This is a genomic window from Staphylococcus sp. HMSC035D11 (assembly GCF_001836075.1).
In the GTDB taxonomy this organism is placed as follows: domain Bacteria; phylum Bacillota; class Bacilli; order Staphylococcales; family Staphylococcaceae; genus Staphylococcus; species Staphylococcus hominis.
Window position 1 is genome coordinate 1 of the sequence record NZ_KV827265.1, and the last position, 19,699, is coordinate 19,699.

Here is a 19,699-nt window from a genome sequence, read left to right on the forward strand (position 1 = left end):
GCACCTCTACCATGTAAATCATTACCAGTGTTATTCGTTTCAAATGAGTCACGATTATATTTTTTACTCATGTTTATTCCTCCTATAAGAAATGCACTTAAACAAGTAAAAACCTCATTTAAGTGCATTTGATTGAATCATATTAAAAGTTTTTCTCAACATTTGTAGTGTAATTTTGATTTGCATCATTAGCTACAGAGTTAGCTCTGTAGTTTGCACTTCCTCTACGGTAGTGTCTATTTTGCCATTTGTCAGCAATTTCCATTGCAACATTTGACCATTGAACTACTTGAGAAATTTTATCTTCATTTTGAGAAATATTATGTGTGATTGAGTTAGTCACACGATCAACTGAGCTATTTAAAGTTTGAACTGAGTCGCCAATACCTTTAACGCCATCAACAACAGAGTTTAAACGTTCAACTTTACCTTGAATGTCTTCAGTTAAGCGATTAGCTTTATGAAGTAAATCAGTAGTTTCACGAGTAATACCTTGAACTTGACCTTCAACACCATCAAGTGTTTTAGCCACATGATCTAAATTTTTCTTAACTGAAATTAAAACTACAACAATTCCAATACATAAAATTAAGAATGCGATTGCAGCAATAATTCCAGCAATTGGTAAAATCCAATGCATAAAAAACGCCTCCTAAATATTCTTTTAAAATAAAAGTCATTAATTATAAATACCCATAATAATTATATATAAACATATTAGAATTCTTTTGACATACCAATTTTTTCTTCATAAGCACCTTGGATTTTTTGAATATCTCCTGCACCCATAAATAGAATAACAGCATTATCAAATTTTTCTAATACATCAATACTATTTTCATCGATTAACGCAGATCCGTCAATACGATTTATTAAATCTTGGATAGTTAATTCTCCAGTATTTTCACGTATTGAACCAAAAATTTCACATAAAAATACATGGTCTGCTTTACTTAATGCATCAGCAAATTCATCTAAGAAAGCTTGAGTTCTTGAAAACGTATGAGGTTGGAATACTGCAACGACATCTTTATTTGGATATTTTTTTCGTGCTGTTTCAATTGTAGCACTAATTTCTCTTGGATGGTGAGCATAATCGTCTACTAATACTTGTTTTGAAACAAAAGTTTCATTAAAGCGACGTTTTACACCGCCAAATGTTTCTAAAGCTTCTTTAATATTATTAACATCCATTTTTTCAAGATAACTAATTGTAATAACTGCTAAGGCATTTTGAACATTATGATTACCATATTGTGGTGTTAAAAAGTGATCATAGTATTCTCCATTAATATACACATCAAACTGAGTACCATTTTCAGTTATTTGTATATTATCTGCATATACATCATCGTTTTTACTAAGACCATAATAATAAATAGGTACATCTGCTTTTAGATTTCTTAAATGTTCATCATCTCCCCAAGCAATAATCGCTTTTTTTACATTATTTGCCATTTCTTGGAAAGCACTAGCAACATCGTCAATATCTTTAAAATAATCAGGATGGTCATAATCAATATTTGTCATAATTGCATAATCTGGGTGATAGCTTAAAAAATGACGTCTATATTCACACGCTTCAAATGCAAAATAATCACTACCTGGTAAGCCCATTCCTGTACCATCGCCAATTAAGAATGATGTTTTCTTGTCTCCATTCATAACGTGAGATAATAAACCAGTTGTAGACGTTTTACCATGAGCACCTGTAACTGCTACCGATGTATATTGATTAATGACTTGACCAAGAAAATCATGATATCTAATCACGTCCAACTTTAATTCATGTGCTTTAACAATTTCTTCATGTGTATCAGGGAAGGCATTACCTTGAATAACTACCATTCCTTCATGTATATTATCTACACTAAATGGTAAAATTTTAATCCCTTTATTTTTAAGTGCTACTTCTGTAAATACATATTTTTCAATATCTGAACCTTGAACTTCATGTCCTAAATCGTGCATAATTTGTGCTAATGAACTCATTCCTGCACCTTTAATTCCGACAAAATGATAATGCGTCATATCCATAAAACTCCTTTAAAATTAATCTTTCTTTAAATCTGCCTCAGTAATAAATACATCTCGTGGTTTAGAGCCGTTTGCTCCAGATATATAATCTAGTTGTTCTAATTGATCGACGATTCTTGCTGCACGATTATAACCAATTTGGAAATGTCGTTGGATTAATGAAGTAGATATATGTCCTTCTTTGACCATAAAACTACAAACATCATCAAATAATTCATCTCGTGCTTGAGTTTGAGTCTTTTTCAACAATTCTTTTTCTTCAAATAAATATTCTGGTTCTCTTTGTGCTTTGATGAAATCAACGACATCATCAATTTCTTCATCAGATACAAATGTACCTTGTACACGTATAGGTTTATTCATACCACTACCTAAATATAGCATATCACCGTACCCTAATAGTCTTTCAGCGCCTCCACTATCAATAATAGTTCTAGAGTCCACGCTTGAAGACACCATAAATGCAATACGGGTTGGTATATTAGCTTTAATAAGTCCAGTAATAACATTAACTGAAGGTCTTTGTGTCGCTACTAACATATGAATTCCACAAGCTCTCGCTTTTTGAGCAATTCTAGCAATAGATTGTTCTACTTCTTGTGGAGCCATCATCATTAAATCTGCTAATTCATCAATAACAATGACTATCTTAGGCATACGTTGTTCGTAAGACGCTTTTTTATTGAAAGCAGTAATATTGCGTACGTGATATTTTGCAAACAGTTTATAACGTCTTTCCATCTCTTCAACAGCCCACTTTAAACTTTGAGTAGCTGCTTTAACATCTGTAATAACTGGTGAAACAAGATGTGGTAAGTCATTATATGGCGCTAATTCAACCATTTTTGGATCAATCAATAATAATCTCAACTCTTCTGGATGATTTTTATATAATAATGACATTAATATACTGTTAATACATACAGATTTACCTGAACCTGTCGCTCCAGCTATTAAAGCATGAGGCGTTTTAGCAATATCCATTAATAATGGCTCATTATTAATCCGATTACCCATAGCTACTGTTAATTTAGATTCAGTATCTTTAAACTTAGGTGATTCTAAGATTGATTTTAAACTTACTTTTGAAGAATTTTGATTTGGTACTTCAATACCTACCAAGCTTGTACCTGGAATAGGTGCTTCAATTCTTATATCTTTAGCGGCCAGTGCCATCTTTAAATCATCTTGCAAAGCAGTAATTCTCGAAACTTTCACACCTTTTTCAACAGCTAACTCAAATCGTGTTACACTTGGACCTACAGTCACATTTTGAACTTCTGCAGGAACATTAAAGTAATAAAACGCATCATTTAATTCTTGTTTTTTCTCTTCAATCCATGAGTTATCAATTTGATGAATTTCCGGATCTTCTAATAATTCAAGACTTGGTAATTTAATATTAGGACCTTTTCTAATCGCAGCTTTACTTTCGTATTGCTCGTTTTCATCTTGATCTTCATTTTGAGTATTTAATGTCATAGATATGGCTTGTGTATTTTCATTTTGTACATTTGAAAGTTCACTCGTTTCATCTTCTTGATTATCTTGAAGTGATTGTTCATTAATATTCTTTTTAATATGCTCTTCATGATTATTAGTCGCTTTTACTGATGGACTTGAACTTGGTGTACTAACTGATTTACGTTCCAATTTTGTCTCTGGTTTTAATTCTGGAACGCTAACTTTATTAGTTTTTTTGAATTTTTTAGCATCCATCAAACGCTTCTTGTCAGATGGCGTCATCACAACGTTAAAAGGTTTACTACCCGGAATGATTGAAGATTTAATAGATGATGAAACATCCTCATTTTCAACGATTTGTTTGTCATCATCTTCTAATTTTTCCCCTTCAGTGTTAGATGATGAGTCATGAACTGAATCATTGTTATGTTCAACTTGTTCAGAAGCATACTCAGTATCTGTTTCAATTGCATTATCAATTGAATGGTCAATGTCATCATCGTTATGATTTGATTGTTTAGTTATATCTTCATTCGAAGAAACGTTCATCTCATGATACTTTGCTTCCTCTACTTCTTCTTTTGAAGTATAATTATCTTCTTGCAATTTATTAGCTTTACTTAAATGAGCATCTTCATTTTTATTAAGATGATGATGTTTGTCTTTAGTTGAATGTATAGGTGCTACGTTAAGATTATCTTCTGACAATTGATCATCATTATGTTCGTCTGTAGATGTCGTATCATTAACTTCTCGTACTTCTACATCTTTATCATTAACAGTTTGAATATTTGGGACAGATTTCAAATCAATTTCTTCATATTGATACTGCTCGTCATCGTCATCATAATTAGACGTATTTGAATCAGTTTGAGTCCCTTCATCAATCACATGATTATCTGTAGTATTCTCATTTGTGTCTTCCATTTTATCAGTACTATCTTCTGTATGTGTCGTTCTCTCTTCATCATTATTTTCTTCATGATCTAGAGAACTCTCTCCAGTGTACTGCTTAGCTTGATTTGCATACATTTCATCAATGACTTTTTGGATTTCGTTATCACTATCCGATGATTGTTGACGCTTATTCTGTAAAGCTTCTTTAAATTTATGTTTTTGTTGTGCTTTTTTTTCTCTTTCACGTCTAATTTCTTCTACTATTTGTGACGCATAAATATTCTCAATATTCACCGTATTATCTTTTTGAGAAAAATTAGGAACTTTACTTTTTGAAGATGTAGTTTCATAAATATTAGAATTTTGATCATTAATAATTGAAACATCAGTATCTTCATACTTAGTTTGATTCAACGGTTCATTTTTAGACTTGCTTATATTTGTTTTTACATCATTATCAGATACTCGTTGTGCTGTTTGATCTTGTGTTAAATTATTTTTATCGTCATTATGATTATCATCATTTTCATTCTCTTTTAATGGAGGGATAACACCATTTTCAATTGGTCGGCGTTTTTTTGTACCAAATACTGCAGATGGTACTTCTGAAGTTCTAAAACTTGAATGGTGATATGTAGAATTCGATGTCGTTTTATAGTTTGATTTAAAACGCTCCGATTGTAATTTCACATGAGAATGATTATTTGTATACTTATGATATTGAGAAGTCGTTTTTCTATTATTGTTTTCATTTAATTGTGCACTATTCAACGACTTATTACGTTTATTAGAAGGTCTTTCTTTAATTGAAGGCACTCCAGTATCATCATGATTTGTATACTGTCTTCTTCTGCGTCTTCGAGTATCTGTTGCACTATCATAAGTTTGAGGATAGTCATTATTATCTATTTCATCATAACTATAAGCGCCATAACCAAATTCTTTATCAACTTCAGGTGGTTTTTGCGACATATATTCATCTTCATCAACTTCTCTGTAAACCGCTTCATCATATGTTTCAGCATCTTGCCCTAAATCAATAGGAAAACGAAATTTTCCACGCGGACGATCATAGATATCATCATTTTCAGGAAGTAAGGTATGCTCACCATTCTTTTGTGTTTCTGAGTTATGTCGACGTTTATTTTTTCGTCTTAGTAATTCTTCATCAGAATGTTTATCATTGCCAAATAATTCATCAAACCAACTCATACTTCCACATCCTTCCTAGTTTTTTTAATCAAAAAATGCATTGCCTACTTTATAATCGTCAGACAATACCATGATTCCTTTTTCTTGAGGTGCATTAGGCAAGTTCAATTCTCTCATTGAACAAATCATACCACTTGATGCCACACCACGTAATTCAGCATCTTTAATTACCATGCCACTTGGCATAACTGCACCGACTTTAGCTACGACAACTTTTTGCCCTGCTTCTACATTTGGCGCACCGCACACAATTTGTAGTTTTTCACTACTAACATCAACTTTCAAAATACTTAATTTATCTGCATTAGGATGCTTTTCTTTAGTTTCTACATAGCCTACAACAAATTTAGGTGATAAATCCGCTTCAAGTTGATAATCAAAACCTGCATTTGTAATTGATTGCTGTATAGCTTCTACAACCGTTTCATTTAATTTAATATGACCATTACTATTAACTGAATATACTTTTGAAAAATCGAAAATATTAAATCCAACAATTTGATTTTCATGTTTAATAGCAACCACATTATTTTTTATTTCATATTCAAAAGGTCCATCTGTTGGTTCAATTTGTAAAAATGCAACGTCCCCTACGCCTTCTTTATTATAAAATAAATTCATTTAAATTCTCCTTTTGACGTATTATTAGTTATTTTTTATTAAATTTTTTACGATTCGCTTCTAAACGTTGAATAACGTTTGGATCTCTTTTTTGCTTATTATTTTTTCCTAAAATAAAAATCGGCTCTAAATGTTCTTTTTTATAACCAAATGAAAGTGACGTTATAGGTACAAGTCCCTTAGTAAAAAATTCCATCGTCAAGTGTGCCATAACGTCATAGCCTGTTTTATTGCGTATATCAGCAATAATTAATACATCTTGATGAGGAACAGCGACTAACATTTCACCTTCACATTGAGCTTCAATTTCATTTAAAAATTTTGTATTTAAAATACGACTCGCATCATATCCGTCATTTGAATTGATAAAATAAAAAATATTTCCTTTTACTTCATCTGTTTTATATTTATTCTCAAGTTTACGTATATTAAACAACGACATTTCTTTAATTTGTTGTGAAGTTAAACCTAGTGTTTTTAACATACTTTCATCAATTAATCGGTACGATTTTCCTAAATCAAGTGCATAATAAATATTAGTTTCTGCAGTATGTTCTTCAATAACAAATTGATGACCTTCTTTAGTTTTTTTATCAAAACTAGTTGATCTTATTACAGGCATAACTTGAATATCTTTCATTTTAGATAGACCATTATCATCCATTTGCGCAATGGCCTCTTCAACATAATAGATAATTTCATCAATGATTTTCTCTTTTTGTTCTTCATACTTTGCTACAATTGCATTAAGCTTGATAGTTACGCCTTTAAAATTATCTCGTCTATATATACGTAATGTTTCTTCTTCACGATCAAACTTAAAATCAACGTCTAAATGCTCTAAACGTTGTTTTAATGTATCTCTCATTTGAAAGACGTTCATATTAAAACACTCCTATTTTCGCACCTTACAATATTTTACAATAAAAAGAGCTTCAATTACAGAAAAATTAGGCTATTCTTTCATATAGATAAGAAAATTTAAGTCCTAATTACTCATTTACACATATTGACTTAAAAATGAATCTATTTGTTCGATTGATTTTCGTTCTTTTCCAATATAACTTCCCATTAATTCACCATTTTTATATACGAGAAAACTTGGAATACCCATGATATCATTTTCAATTGCTAAATCTATAAATTTATCTCGATCTACTGATACAAATTTAAAATTAGAGTATTTTTTTTCTAATTTCGGTAAATCTGGTTCAATCACTTTACAATCTGGACACCATCCAGCTGTAAATTCAAATACTGTTTGTTCATTTTTTAATTCTTCAAATTGTTTTTCAGTTTCTAATGTAATCATATTATTTCTCCTCACTTTGAAATTGTAATGTTAAAATGTTTTCATTTGTTAAGTGACTCACAGCTTGTTTTAATAATTCACGCGCGGCATAATAGTCTCTAATATCAAATACCGCATCTGTACTATGAATATATCGTGCACATACGCCTATAACTGCTGTAGGTACACCTTTATTTGCTTTATGGATTTCTCCCCCATCTGTACCACCTGGTGAAATATAGTATTGTGAACGAATATCAAATGTATCAACTAACTCCAGTAGATAGTCTCTGAAACGTGGAGAGAGAATCATTGTACCATCTTTAATTCGAATTAATGTTCCTTCACCTAATTGACCAGATAATTGCTGTTTACCTTTAATATCATTTGCAGGAGAACAATCTACAACGAATGCTATGTCTGGCTGTATTAATTCAGTTGATGCTTTTGCACCTCTTAATCCAACTTCTTCTTGAACATTTGCACCCACATATAAATCTACATCTAATTCTACATCTTTGAGTAATTCTAATATTTCAATTGCTAAGACACAACCGTAACGATTATCCCATGCCTTAGCACTATATCGATGTTCAGATAATTGAGTGAATGGTGTAAAAGGAACAATTGTGTCCCCTATTTCTATTCCACGTGAGCGAACTTCTTTATCACTTTCTGCTCCTATATCTAACATTAAATCTTTAATCTCAGGAACCGCTTCATTACCTGTTCTAAAATGTTTTGGTATATTCGAAACTACACCTACAATTTTTTCACCTTTTCTATTTTTAACCTGCAGTCGTTGTCCTTGCCATATATCATTAGATACGCCGCCTAAATTAGTAAACTGTAACATGCCATTTTGAGTGATGTTCGTAATCATAAAGCCAATTTCGTCCATATGAGCCGCTATCATCACACGCTTTGCATTTTGTTTTTTTGATTTTTTTACACCAAAAATACTTCCCATATGAGTTGTTATCACTTCATCTACAAATGGTGTCATTTCTTGTTTCATGTAGTCACGTACTTCTTCTTCAAAGCCTGGTGCTCCATGTAATTCTGTTAATGTTTTTATACGAAATAAAGTTTTATCTTTTTCCATTACATAAACACGCTCCTTAAATGTATTATATCATTTTGATTATGGTAAACTAATAATAAGAACTATTAATAGAAAGGTTAGATTCGATAATTATGACTTGTCAGACTATAAAATATATCTCCATTCCCATCGTAATAACTATAGGAGCATCTACGGCTTTTATACTCTATCGTACATTGAAAAACAAAAAAGTAAAAAATCCGGATAGAATATTAGAGGAAGTAAAATCATATTTTATGGATATTAAAGGTTCTTACATTCTTCATGAACCTTTACAAAATAAAGAGCAATATTTAAATCGTCTTGTTTATCAAGGTGGTATTACTCAAAATAAAAACAACCGTAATATAGAGTATACTTTCTATGCTGATGTACACACAGGTGAAATACTTACTATTGAAGAAAATTAATATTACTTTTTTGATATTTAAAAAACATTTTAATACTTTTTTTACTTCATATTCATATTTTAAATTATATTTGTTTGATGTTTTTATTAATTTTTTATCATTTTCGAACTTAAAGGTAAAGTAACGATTACTATGATAATACAAAAATCAATAATCCTTTTAGATGAAATATGGACTAAATTTTTTCTTTTTCTCTTATATATTGCATGGATGTTTATCATATGTACTTATATTTATCATAAAGAGCAATAAATGATAAAACAACACACGAGCGTAAGAATGTATTTGCTTCTTACGCTCGTGTGTTGGATTTAATATATTATTTATTAATTTTTATGAAATTTGGCTTCCATTCTATAAATACGGGAACCTTTATCAGAAAATTTTTTCTCATATTCAGTTAATATATTATCTTCATCATCTTCATCATGAAGATTTAAATTTAACTTTGTAAAATACATTCCATATTGTGACATGCTTTCAAGACTATAAGCAAATAAACCTCTATTATCTGTTTTAAAGTGTATTTCTCCATCTTCTTTAAGAATTTGTTCATATAGAGCTAAAAAAGTGCGATACGTTAAACGACGTTTTGCATGTCTTTTTTTTGGCCAAGGATCCGAGAAATTTAAATAAATTCTAGATACTTCATTCTCTTTAAAGTACTCATTTAGTTCAATTGCATCATTGCAAATCATTTTTAAATTTGTGAGTCCTTTATCCTTTACTTTATCAAGCACTTTATACATAACGCTTTTTTCACGTTCTAAAGAAACAAAATTAATTTCAGGATGTTGCTCTGCAAGTGTAGTTATAAATTGCCCCATTCCTGAACCGATTTCAATATAGATTGGCTGTTTCTTATCAAACCAATCACTCATTTTGCCAGCATGTGAACCATCCATATCTACTAGGTCAGGATGTTCTTTCAAATAATCTTCTGCCCATGGTTTATAACGGACTCTCATGTATTAAATCTCCTTAAATAAATAAATTACTATTCATTACCTCATTTAAAAATTTGAGCCATGTGTTCATATCTTTAAATCTTTTTTGTTCTTCATACCATTGAATCATGCCGATTGATTGAATCACAGTATACCATTTCATACGTTTATTTAAGTCCATACTTTCTTTAACACCATAAGTATTAAACCAGTTAGACCATTGTTGTTTTGGAACGTAGTTGTATAGCAGCATACCAATATCGATGGCTGGATCAGCAATCATTGCACCTTCCCAATCTACTAAAAATAACTCATCACGATCAGAAAGTAACCAGTTATTATGATTAACATCACCATGAACTACTGTAAAGAAACGTGAATCTAAATTAGGAATATGATCTTCCAAGTAAGTTAATGCTTTTCGAATAATATGATGGGTTAATACGTCTCTAGATAAAGAAGCATTAATTTTCTTTAACATAATATTTGGGGTAATAGGCTCCATTTCCATACGTTTTAACATATTAAGTAGTGGTTTTGAACCATGTATTTTTTTGAGAAGTTCAGCAACTCTTCTTTGAGACATTTCAGATGGTGTAAGTTCTCTACCATTTTTCCAATGTTGTGCTGTTACCACTTCGCCTGTTTCAATACGTTTTGTCCAAACTAACTTAGGCACAATACCTTCTGCAGATAAAGCTGCAATAAATGGATTTGAGTTACGCTTAAGAAATAATTTTTGTCCATCTTGTTCAGCCATATACGCTTCTCCAGATGCTCCACCTGCAGAATCAAGCGTCCACCCTAATTGATAAAACTGCTCCAACTCGTTCACCTCACTTTCAACTAGAAAATGGCTCGAGAAATATAGTTTTTCAAGAGCCATATATCTAATTTAATCATCGCTTTTTATCTAACGATTATATTTCTAACTTTGTTTTTGTTATATTGATAAAATTATTATTTAAATGTCTTCAAATCATTTAAATTTTTTACGTTATCTCTTTAATCACTCAATGATGATTTTATAATTTTTAGCTTAATTTTTCAACTGAAAATGAGAAACAAAATGATACATTTTACTAGTATGAAAAAGCTAAAATCCCGAATGCTTTATAAATATTATAACATATCATATACATCATCGTTGAAGAAATTTAAAGTTAATTGATACTTTTTGATTCAATATATTTTTCGAATCCTTCTTGTAATTTTTTAGTAATTGGACCTACTTTACCATCATTTACAATTTCGCCATCAATCTTAACGACAGGTGTTACTTCAGCAGAAGTACTAGACACAATGACTTCATCTGCATTTTTTAAGAAATCAACTGTAAATGTTTCTTCATTAAATGGTATGTTGTAATCTTCAGCAACCCATTTAATTACTTTTCGAGTAATACCATTTAAAATGTAATTATTAACGGGATGTGTATAGATTTCGCCATCTTTAATCGCATACACATTACTTGACGCACCTTCAGTAACAGTTTCATCTCTATGTTGAATGGCTTCTGTTGCATTATATTTAACTGCATATTCTTTAGCAAGAACATTTCCTAATAAATTTAAACTTTTAATGTCACAACGTAACCATCTAATATCTTCAACTGTTACAGCATTAATGCCATTTTCAAAGTCGTCGTATGGACGATCATAACTTTTAGCAAATGCCATAATAGCAGGTTTAACTTCTGGAGTTGGGAAAGAATGGTTTCTTGGTGCTACACCTCTTGTCGCTTGAATATAAATTCCACCATTTTGAATGTCATTGATTTTTAAAAGTTGTCTTACAATATCTGTTAGCTCCTCGACAGTATAGCCTAAATCGATTTGAATTTCACTCGCACTTCTAAGGAACCTTTCAAAGTGTTCAGTTACTGTAAATAATTTACCGTTGTATGCACGAATATATTCATATATACCATCTCCAAATACATAACCTCGGTCTTCATAAGAAACTTTTGCGTCTACTTGATTTAAAAATTCTCCGTTAATAAATACTTTTGTCATTATTTATCCCTCCACACATAGTGAATAAATTGCTTCTAAATAGATACTTGTTGCGTTGAATAATTGTTTTTTAGTAATATATTCATTCTTTTGATGCATTAAATCCTCTGAATCTTCAAACATAGCTCCAAATGCAACACCTTTGTCTAAATTACGTGCATAAGTGCCTCCACCAATTGTATAAGGTTCTGTCATATCACCTGTTTGATTTCTATAAGCAGTGACAAGTTTTTGTACAAATGGATCATTTTTATCTACGAAATGAGGTTGTTGAACTTTACCTAATTCTATTTCAAACCCTTGAGATTTGATTTCATTTTTAAAACGTTCTAAAGCAGTTTCAAATTCGAAGCCTTTAGGATAACGTAAATTGATACCAAATTTGCCACCTTTTTCTTTATCATACGTAATGATACCTACGTTTGTTGTCACGTCTCCCATAACATCAGTATGGAACTTCATACCCATTTTTTCACCAAAATGAGATTCATGTAAATAACGATTACTAAATTCAGCGAATTCTTTTGCAGCTTGATTAAGATTCAAAGTTGATAGGAAGTCAATAAGATATAAACCAGCATTCACACCAAGTGAAGGATCCATACCATGGACGGCTTTCCCTTCAACAGTTAATATCAATTCACCATTATCTACAACCGCTTCACCTTCTAGTTGACGTTGGTCTAGATAATGTTCGAAATGTTGAACTACGTCTGTCATATTTTTTTCAACCAAAATATGTGCTTTAGCATGATCAGGAACCATGTTATAACGTTGACCAGATTTAAATGAAAGAAGTTTTGCTTCTGAATGATCAGTATGATGTGAGCTTACATTTTGGACTAAATCAAATGTTGTAATTCCTTTTTCACCATGAATAGCAGGGAATTCAGCATCTGGTGCAAAACCTAAAGCAGGCATTTCTTCTGTTTTGAAATATCTTTCTGTACATTTCCAGTCAGATTCTTCATCTGTACCAATAATAATATGAATACGTTTTTTCCAATCTACATTCATTTCATTTAAAATTTTAACTGCATAGTAAGCTGCGATAGTTGGACCTTTATCATCAAGTGTACCTCTTGCCACAATAGCATCATCTGTTACAACAGGTTTAAATGGATCAGAATCCCAACCGTCTCCAGCAGGAACGACATCTACATGACATAAAATTCCCAATACATCTTCACCTTGACCTGCTTCAATTCTTCCAGCAATATGATCAACATCATGGGTAGAAAAACCATCTCTTTGAGCGATTTTATACATATAATCAAGAGCTTCACGAGGTCCAGGACCAACTGGTGCTTCCTCTGAAGCTTGACTATCATCTCTCACACTCTTGATTGAAAGTAATCCATTTAAATCTTCAATAATTTGACTTTCATATTCTTGTACTTTTTCTTTCCACATTAGAGATCAACTTCCTTTTCAATAGATATACCTATTATTTTACATAAATCTAGTATTAAATGACAACAAGATGTCAGAAAATTTCATAGTACATATAAAAAAAGAAGTGAGAAAAAATTTTCTCACTTCTTTAAAATTTAAGTTTAATGTCTATCGTCTAAGGCATTATGATTGTTTTTCAAATCTTCTTCAGTGACTACTCTTAAATTATTATTAACAGTTGCGCCACCTTCATCATCAAATTTACCTTCTGCTAATTCATGTGTATCATTTTTTTTAGTATTCACATTAGTGAATTTAGATTTTTCATCTTGTAATAAAGATTTAGGATCATTTTTTAAACGATTTGCATAACCTTGTGGGTCATTCTTTACGTTTTGAATTGTTTCATTTGCTTTTGAGCTAATATCATTAACTAGCCCTTTCGCATTTTGTTTATAGCCTTCTGGATTTTCTTTATATTTATTATACTCAGCTTTTAATTTATTTCTGCTACTTTCACGTGATAATGCTACTGCAGCCGCTGCAGCACCAATTCCTGCCACAATTCTTAATAAACCTGCACTTTTAGCCATCATATTACCCCTTTTCTCTTTTATTACTATAAAAGTTTTAATTCTTCTGAAGTTAGTAAACGATACTCTCCAGATTTTAAGTTTTCATCTAACGTCAAATTAGAAATTTTAAGACGTTTTAATTCTAATACCTCATTATCAATTGAATGAAACATTCTTTTCACTTGATGATACTTTCCTTCATAAATAGTAACTAAAGATAATTTATGATCTAGTTTTTCAAGTTGTGCTGGTTTTACTTTGCCATCTGATAGTTCAATTCCATTTTTAAAAGCAATAATATCTTCGTTTTTAATAGGATATTTAGAGGTTACTTTATACGTTTTAGACACATGTTTAGATGGACTCATTAAATTATGGTTAAATTGTCCATCATTAGTAATAAGTAATAAACCTTCAGTATCTTTATCTAATCTGCCTACTGGAAATATATCAAGATGGCGGTAATCAGCAATAAGATCTATCACTGTTTGATTTATATCATCATAAGTAGCAGAAACATATCCTTTAGGCTTATTTAACATAATATAAACATGATTAATATACTCTATTATTTTGCCATCTACAGTAATTTCATCTTGCTCAGGATTCACTTGGTATTTAGGTGATTTTTCCACTTTATCATTAACTTTGACACTATTTTTCTTTAAAAGCTGCTTTACCTCAGTACGCGTGCCAACTCCCATATTCGATAAAAATTTATCTAATCTCATCTTAAAAATCCAACTTTACGTCTAATTTTTTCTGGTAATTCACCAAGAAATTGATCAGCTAATCGATTTTTAATTGTGATACTACCATACACTAAAGCACCTACAATAACCCCAACGAGTAATATAATCATTGCTCCAAATTTACGTTCTACAGGGACAAAATGACCTAAAATTAAGTAAACAATTTCCACACTAATCATCATGATTAAACTATAAATAAAAATTTTCGCTACTTGCACAAATGTTTCTGTAAATTCATATTTCGCATATATTTTTAAAATAAAGAAATTTGCTGTAATCGCAAAACTCAATGCAATAGCAGTACTTAAAATTGCTCCTGCAGTATGGAAAGTCATAATTAATGGAATATTAAGTGCTAACTTTAATACAACGGCTCCTAAAATGACAAACACTGTCAATTTTTGTTTGTCTATACCTTGTAACATCGAAGCAGTAACACTAAGTAAAGAAATTAATATTGCTACAGGGGCATAGATGAATAACATTTTGTTTCCATCTGGATTATATTGATAGAAAACTGTATATAAAGGTGCAGCCAGTGCCATTATCCCTAAACTTGCTGGAACTGTAATATACATTAATACACCGATTGATGTTTTAATTTGACGATGCATTTCAGTTAAACGACCTTCTGCATATGTTTTAGTAATATATGGTATTAAACTTACCGCAAAACCTGCTGCAAGTGATGTTGGAATCATTACAATTTTATTGGTTGTAAAGTTTAATATCGTAAAGAAATAATCTTTATTTGCATGGAATCCTGCTGCATCTAGTGCATTGTTATGTGTAAATTGATCAACAAGGTTAAATAATGGGAAGTTTAAACTAACAATTACAAACGGAATACTGTATGCAATAATTTCTTTATACATTCTTCCATAAGAAATGTCTAATCCTGTACGATCAGACTCTACCATTTTTTGAATGTGAGGTTTACGTTTTTTCCAGTAATACCAAAGAGTAAATAAACCTGCAATTGCTCCCACAGCCGCTGCGAATGTAGCTACACCATTGGCTTGTAAATATGTACCATGAAAAACATTTAAAACTAAATAACTACCTATTAATATAAATATAATTCTGGCTAATTGTTCAGTAACTTCAGATACAGCAGTTGGACCCATCGATTGATAACCTTGGAATACCCCTCTCCATGTTGCTAATAGTGGGATAAAAACTACTACTATACTGATGATACGAATAATCCAAGTAATCTCTGGTACTGTCCATCCACCTTTTCCTTCTTTTTGACCTAAAGTAATCACTGCAATATCAGGGGCTAAATAAAACAATATTAAAAATCCTATAATACCTGATATCGACATTACGATAAAACTCGATTTATAGAGTTTTTGTCCAACTCTATATGCTCCTATTGCATTATACTTTGCTACAAATTTTGAAGCTGCTAAAGGCACTCCAGCTGTCGCGACAGCAATAGCAATATTATAAGGAACATAAGCATAGTTAAACGGCGCTAACTTTTCCTCCGCATTTGCACCCATAATCGCATAAAAAGGAATTACAAATAAAACACCTAGAATTTTAGTAATTAAAATACTAAATGTTATTAAAAAGGTTCCGCGCACCATTTCCTTATTTTCACTCATATTCAATCTTCCTATCTTTAATTTAATCAAACTATGTCGTTATACATCTGTCTAAACTAAGGACTTGCATTACTATAAAATATATCACAAAATACTTATTGTTTCTCGTTTCTTTTTAAGTTTTTTAATCGTTTCTTCTCACTATTATTAAATAAAAATATTGTAATTTTTTTATTTATGTATTTAATACACTTTTTAACGCAAAATTCTACTTCAGTTCGCAAAATAATAAGTATTTATGTAGAATATAGATGTATGATAACGGAGGTTAATATATGTATCAAACAATAATCATTGGCGGTGGACCAAGCGGATTAATGGCAGCAGTTGCTGCGAGTGAAAATAATAGTAAGGTTCTATTAATCGAAAAGAAAAAAGGTCTTGGAAGAAAATTAAAAATTTCTGGTGGTGGTAGATGTAATGTGACTAATCGTCTACCTTACGAAGAAATCATCAAAAATATACCCGGAAACGGTAAATTTTTATATAGTCCATTTTCAAAATTTGATAACGAATCCATAATAGAATTTTTTGAAAGTCGTGGTATAAAATTAAAAGAAGAAGATCATGGAAGAATGTTTCCAGTTTCAAACAAATCACAAGATATTGTTGATACTTTAGTTAATACAATTAAAAATAACAACGTTGAAATTAAAGAAGAAACTGTTGTTAATGACATTTCTAAAAATGATCAATCTTTTATAGTAAAAACACAAGATGGCGAATTTGAATCAAAAACAGTTATTATTGCGACTGGTGGAACAAGCGTCCCCCAAACTGGATCCACAGGTGATGGCTACAGATTTGCTAAAAATCTAGGCCACACTATTACTGAATTATTCCCTACTGAAGTTCCTATTACATCTAGTGAATCTTTTATTAAAAATAAAACACTTAAAGGCTTAAGTTTAAAAGATGTAGAATTATCAGTTTTAAAGAAAAATGGTAAAAAACGTATTAGTCATCAAATGGATATGATTTTTACACACTTTGGTGTAAGTGGACCAGCTGCATTACGTTGTAGCCAATTCGTTTATAAAGAACAAAAAAATCAGAAAAAACAAGACATACAATTACAATTAGATGTATTTCCAGAGATTTCTTTACAAGATTTAGAAAATAAAATAAAGAAAATCTTAAGCGAAGAACCAGACAAATATATAAAAAATGCACTGCGTGGTTTAATAGAAGAAAGATATTTATTGTTTATGCTAGAACAGGCTAATATTAATGAAAATACAACATTTCATCATCTTTCAAATCAACAGTTGACTCACCTCGCAGAACATTTCAAACAATTCATTTTCACTGTTAATGGTACCCTTTCAATTGAAAGAGCATTTGTTACGGGTGGTGGCGTTTCTCTTAAAGAAATATGGCCTAAAACAATGATGTCAAAAATTCAACCTGGTTTATTTTTATGTGGAGAAGTATTAGACATTCATGGGTATACAGGCGGCTACAATATTACAAGTGCTTTAGTTACCGGCCACGTCGCTGGAAGCGAAGCTAGACAATTTATATATACTTAAAAATAAAAAACACTCCAAAAGTTAAGTAAAATTATAACTTTTGGAGTGTTTTTTATTTCATATTTTGAATACGAAGATAACTGAATTTATTTTTTATTATTTATCTTCTTTTTTTCTTCGTTTTAATAATAATAGCAGACCACTTAATAATGTGAACTCAGCTAAAGATAATAATGAGTTTTCATTTTCACCTGTATAAGGTAGAGTATTTAATTTTGAATGATTATTATTCACATTAAATTTATTATTAAAATTATTAAATGTAACTTTGTTGTCATTAACCAATCCAAAGTTATTTTCAAATTGCTTAACATTCACATGTTCAATCTCATTAATAGTCACTCTCGTTAATTCATTAATATCATTAGTAGTCACATTTTCAACTAATTTATTTAAGGCTTTCATAACATAAACATCAATTTGTTTATAAGCTTTATTTCTATTATATTCTGATATATTTGTTAATCCTTTAATATACGCTTTACGTTTATTTGCTACATCAAAAATTTGGGCTTTAGCTTTCAATTTTACTTTGTCGATTAGAACTATTTTATTAAATTCTTGAAGATAATGTATTTTTATATTATCAACTTGTTTATTAGTTTGAGCTTGGTTTACTTTTTCTTCTGCTTTTTTATATGATTCATCAAGTTTTTGTTTTATGAATAGTTTTTCATCTATTGTAAATGTTTGATCAGATGATACTTTATCTTTTAATTTTTGTAATTCCACTTCTAATTTAGATAAAGCATCTGCTTTTTTAATAACTTCAACTTGAATACTATTAATTGATTGTTTACCTTGCTCTGTAGTCTGATCGACATCTGAGTTAGTATTGGCACCTTCGAGCAGTTTTTTAGCTCTCATTACTGCCTCTTCTACTTTTTGTTTTGCTGCATCCTTTTCTTCTTTTGTTGCGTTTGGTGTTTGATCAATTTCTGCTTTCTTTTGTTTAGCTAATTCGTCGATAGTTTGTTTAGCTACAGATTTTTTAACTATTTCTGGTTGGATTTCATCAATAGCATGTTTACCACTTTCTTTGGCTATTTCAACATCAGAATTAGTCGTAGATTGAGCAATATTATTCTTTGCTTTTATAACTTCTTCATCTACTTTTTGTCTAGCCACATCCTTTTCTTCTTTTGTTGCATTGTGATTATTCTCAATTTCTGCTTTTTTAATTGTTGCTTCATCATCTATCGCTTGTCTAGCTAAAGATTTTTGTATTGTCTCTGGTTGAATATTAGATATAATTGAAATTCCAATTTGAGTTGATTGATCTACTGTATCATTCGTTGTAGATTGATCAACATTATGTTTCGCTTTTGTTGCTGCTTCATCTACTTTACGTTTTGTCATTTCTTTTTCTTCATTCGTTGCTTCATGATTACTATCAATTTCTGCTTTTTTTGCTGTTACTTCATCATCTATAGATTTTTTTGCTTGTGTTTTTTTCAAAGCTACCGCATTTATATTATTTATTGCACTTATACCATTAATTTGTGCATTATCTACATTGGAATTATTTATTGATTGATCAACATTTCTTTTAGCTTTATTAACCTCATCATCAATTTTTTGTTTAGCTATGTCTTTTTCTTCTTTTGTTGTCGAATTATCTTGATCAATTAGATTTTTTCTAAGAGTTGCTGCTTCATCTATCGCTTTTCTTGCTTCTGATTTTTTAACTACTTCTGGTTGTATATTTTCAATAGTATTTTTACCAGTTGTTTTAGCATTATTCACACCATCATTTGTTGTAGCTTGATCTATATTATTTTTCGCTTTTATAACTTCTTCATCAACTTTTTGTTTTGCTGCTTCTTTTTCTTC

Annotated in this window: 17 protein-coding genes; 2 read left to right on the forward strand and 15 right to left on the reverse strand. The window is 30.5% G+C overall.

The genetic code is table 11. From position 1 onward, the window contains the following. Positions 1–142: 142 nt before the first annotated feature. The 7 genes from HMPREF2647_RS07720 to HMPREF2647_RS07750 all read right to left on the reverse strand — a co-directional run bounded on the left by HMPREF2647_RS07720 (position 143) and on the right by HMPREF2647_RS07750 (position 8,627). The gene (locus HMPREF2647_RS07720; protein WP_002449680.1) at positions 143–640 is read right to left on the reverse strand and encodes a DUF948 domain-containing protein; all 498 of its coding nucleotides are present in this window, start codon (positions 638–640) and stop codon (positions 143–145) included. A 77-nt stretch (positions 641–717) separates the two neighbouring features. Further along, positions 718–2,031: a UDP-N-acetylmuramate--L-alanine ligase gene (gene murC, locus HMPREF2647_RS07725; RefSeq protein ID WP_019835464.1), complete on the reverse strand. Its 1,314-nt coding sequence runs from the start codon at positions 2,029–2,031 to the stop codon at positions 718–720. 21 nt (positions 2,032–2,052) lie between these two features. After that, complete coding sequence (locus tag HMPREF2647_RS07730) at positions 2,053–5,610, reverse strand: DNA translocase FtsK (RefSeq protein ID WP_070859840.1); 3,558 nt, start codon at positions 5,608–5,610, stop codon at positions 2,053–2,055. A 24-nt stretch (positions 5,611–5,634) separates the two neighbouring features. Further along, the gene (gene ytpR, locus HMPREF2647_RS07735) at positions 5,635–6,231 is read right to left on the reverse strand and encodes a YtpR family tRNA-binding protein (RefSeq protein ID WP_019835465.1); all 597 of its coding nucleotides are present in this window, start codon (positions 6,229–6,231) and stop codon (positions 5,635–5,637) included. A 28-nt stretch (positions 6,232–6,259) separates the two neighbouring features. Beyond that, the gene (locus tag HMPREF2647_RS07740) at positions 6,260–7,114 is read right to left on the reverse strand and encodes a DUF1444 domain-containing protein (protein WP_019835466.1); all 855 of its coding nucleotides are present in this window, start codon (positions 7,112–7,114) and stop codon (positions 6,260–6,262) included. Positions 7,115–7,231: 117 nt separating this feature from the next. Further along, positions 7,232–7,543, reverse strand: a complete 312-nt coding sequence (locus tag HMPREF2647_RS07745; RefSeq protein WP_002449688.1) for a thioredoxin family protein — start codon at positions 7,541–7,543, stop codon at positions 7,232–7,234. Position 7,544: 1 nt separating this feature from the next. Further along, positions 7,545–8,627: a M42 family metallopeptidase gene (locus HMPREF2647_RS07750; protein WP_019835467.1), complete on the reverse strand. Its 1,083-nt coding sequence runs from the start codon at positions 8,625–8,627 to the stop codon at positions 7,545–7,547. A gap of 92 nt (positions 8,628–8,719) precedes the next feature. Here HMPREF2647_RS07750 and HMPREF2647_RS11615 point away from each other — a divergent pair, with 92 nt between their 5' ends. Further along, positions 8,720–9,037, forward strand: coding sequence for a PepSY domain-containing protein (locus HMPREF2647_RS11615; RefSeq protein ID WP_070859842.1), 318 nt, complete (start codon positions 8,720–8,722; stop codon positions 9,035–9,037). A 326-nt stretch (positions 9,038–9,363) separates the two neighbouring features. On the opposite strand, the gene trmB is transcribed toward HMPREF2647_RS11615, so the two are convergent. From trmB to HMPREF2647_RS07790, 7 genes are all read right to left on the reverse strand, one after another. Then, positions 9,364–10,005: a tRNA (guanosine(46)-N7)-methyltransferase TrmB gene (trmB, locus tag HMPREF2647_RS07760; RefSeq protein WP_002449690.1), complete on the reverse strand. Its 642-nt coding sequence runs from the start codon at positions 10,003–10,005 to the stop codon at positions 9,364–9,366. A gap of 13 nt (positions 10,006–10,018) precedes the next feature. Beyond that, positions 10,019–10,810, reverse strand: a complete 792-nt coding sequence (locus tag HMPREF2647_RS07765; RefSeq protein ID WP_002488010.1) for a phosphotransferase family protein — start codon at positions 10,808–10,810, stop codon at positions 10,019–10,021. Positions 10,811–11,147: 337 nt separating this feature from the next. Continuing rightward, positions 11,148–11,999, reverse strand: a complete 852-nt coding sequence (gene dat / locus HMPREF2647_RS07770) for a D-amino-acid transaminase (RefSeq protein WP_070859845.1) — start codon at positions 11,997–11,999, stop codon at positions 11,148–11,150. A 3-nt stretch (positions 12,000–12,002) separates the two neighbouring features. Next, the gene (pepV, locus tag HMPREF2647_RS07775; protein ID WP_019835470.1) at positions 12,003–13,412 is read right to left on the reverse strand and encodes a Cys-Gly-3M3SH dipeptidase; all 1,410 of its coding nucleotides are present in this window, start codon (positions 13,410–13,412) and stop codon (positions 12,003–12,005) included. A gap of 143 nt (positions 13,413–13,555) precedes the next feature. Then, positions 13,556–13,987, reverse strand: coding sequence for a YtxH domain-containing protein (locus HMPREF2647_RS07780; protein ID WP_002488017.1), 432 nt, complete (start codon positions 13,985–13,987; stop codon positions 13,556–13,558). A gap of 26 nt (positions 13,988–14,013) precedes the next feature. Next, positions 14,014–14,700, reverse strand: a complete 687-nt coding sequence (locus tag HMPREF2647_RS07785) for a pseudouridine synthase (protein WP_002488019.1) — start codon at positions 14,698–14,700, stop codon at positions 14,014–14,016. After that, a complete protein-coding gene (locus HMPREF2647_RS07790) occupies positions 14,697–16,334 on the reverse strand; it encodes a putative polysaccharide biosynthesis protein (RefSeq protein ID WP_002455187.1) in 1,638 nt (545 codons plus the stop codon). Before HMPREF2647_RS07790 ends, HMPREF2647_RS07785 begins: the two co-directional genes overlap by 4 nt. A gap of 275 nt (positions 16,335–16,609) precedes the next feature. Between HMPREF2647_RS07790 and HMPREF2647_RS07795 the strand changes: the two genes are divergently transcribed. After that, positions 16,610–17,866, forward strand: a complete 1,257-nt coding sequence (locus HMPREF2647_RS07795) for a BaiN/RdsA family NAD(P)/FAD-dependent oxidoreductase (protein WP_049379357.1) — start codon at positions 16,610–16,612, stop codon at positions 17,864–17,866. Positions 17,867–17,962: 96 nt separating this feature from the next. Here the strand turns inward: HMPREF2647_RS07795 and HMPREF2647_RS07800 are convergent. After that, positions 17,963–19,699, reverse strand: a 1,737-nt coding sequence (locus HMPREF2647_RS07800) for a DUF1542 domain-containing protein (RefSeq protein WP_176746918.1), incomplete at its 5' end; no start/stop codon positions are given.

Bases quoted from the DNA above. Each gene is read 5' to 3' on its own strand.
- HMPREF2647_RS07720 (WP_002449680.1), bottom strand. From the start codon at position 640: ATGCATTGGATTTTACCAATTGCTGGAATTATTGCTGCAATCGCATTC.
- murC (WP_019835464.1), bottom strand. From the start codon at position 2,031: ATGACGCATTATCATTTTGTCGGAATTAAAGGTGCAGGAATGAGTTCA.
- HMPREF2647_RS07730 (WP_070859840.1), bottom strand. From the start codon at position 5,610: ATGAGTTGGTTTGATGAATTATTTGGCAATGATAAACATTCTGATGAA.
- ytpR (WP_019835465.1), bottom strand. From the start codon at position 6,231: ATGAATTTATTTTATAATAAAGAAGGCGTAGGGGACGTTGCATTTTTA.
- HMPREF2647_RS07740 (WP_019835466.1), bottom strand. From the start codon at position 7,114: ATGAACGTCTTTCAAATGAGAGATACATTAAAACAACGTTTAGAGCAT.
- HMPREF2647_RS07745 (WP_002449688.1), bottom strand. From the start codon at position 7,543: ATGATTACATTAGAAACTGAAAAACAATTTGAAGAATTAAAAAATGAA.
- HMPREF2647_RS07750 (WP_019835467.1), bottom strand. From the start codon at position 8,627: ATGGAAAAAGATAAAACTTTATTTCGTATAAAAACATTAACAGAATTA.
- HMPREF2647_RS11615 (WP_070859842.1), top strand. From the start codon at position 8,720: ATGACTTGTCAGACTATAAAATATATCTCCATTCCCATCGTAATAACT.
- trmB (WP_002449690.1), bottom strand. From the start codon at position 10,005: ATGAGAGTCCGTTATAAACCATGGGCAGAAGATTATTTGAAAGAACAT.
- dat (WP_070859845.1), bottom strand. From the start codon at position 11,999: ATGACAAAAGTATTTATTAACGGAGAATTTTTAAATCAAGTAGACGCA.
- pepV (WP_019835470.1), bottom strand. From the start codon at position 13,412: ATGTGGAAAGAAAAAGTACAAGAATATGAAAGTCAAATTATTGAAGAT.
- HMPREF2647_RS07780 (WP_002488017.1), bottom strand. From the start codon at position 13,987: ATGGCTAAAAGTGCAGGTTTATTAAGAATTGTGGCAGGAATTGGTGCT.
- HMPREF2647_RS07785 (WP_002488019.1), bottom strand. From the start codon at position 14,700: ATGAGATTAGATAAATTTTTATCGAATATGGGAGTTGGCACGCGTACT.
- HMPREF2647_RS07790 (WP_002455187.1), bottom strand. From the start codon at position 16,334: ATGAGTGAAAATAAGGAAATGGTGCGCGGAACCTTTTTAATAACATTT.
- HMPREF2647_RS07795 (WP_049379357.1), top strand. From the start codon at position 16,610: ATGTATCAAACAATAATCATTGGCGGTGGACCAAGCGGATTAATGGCA.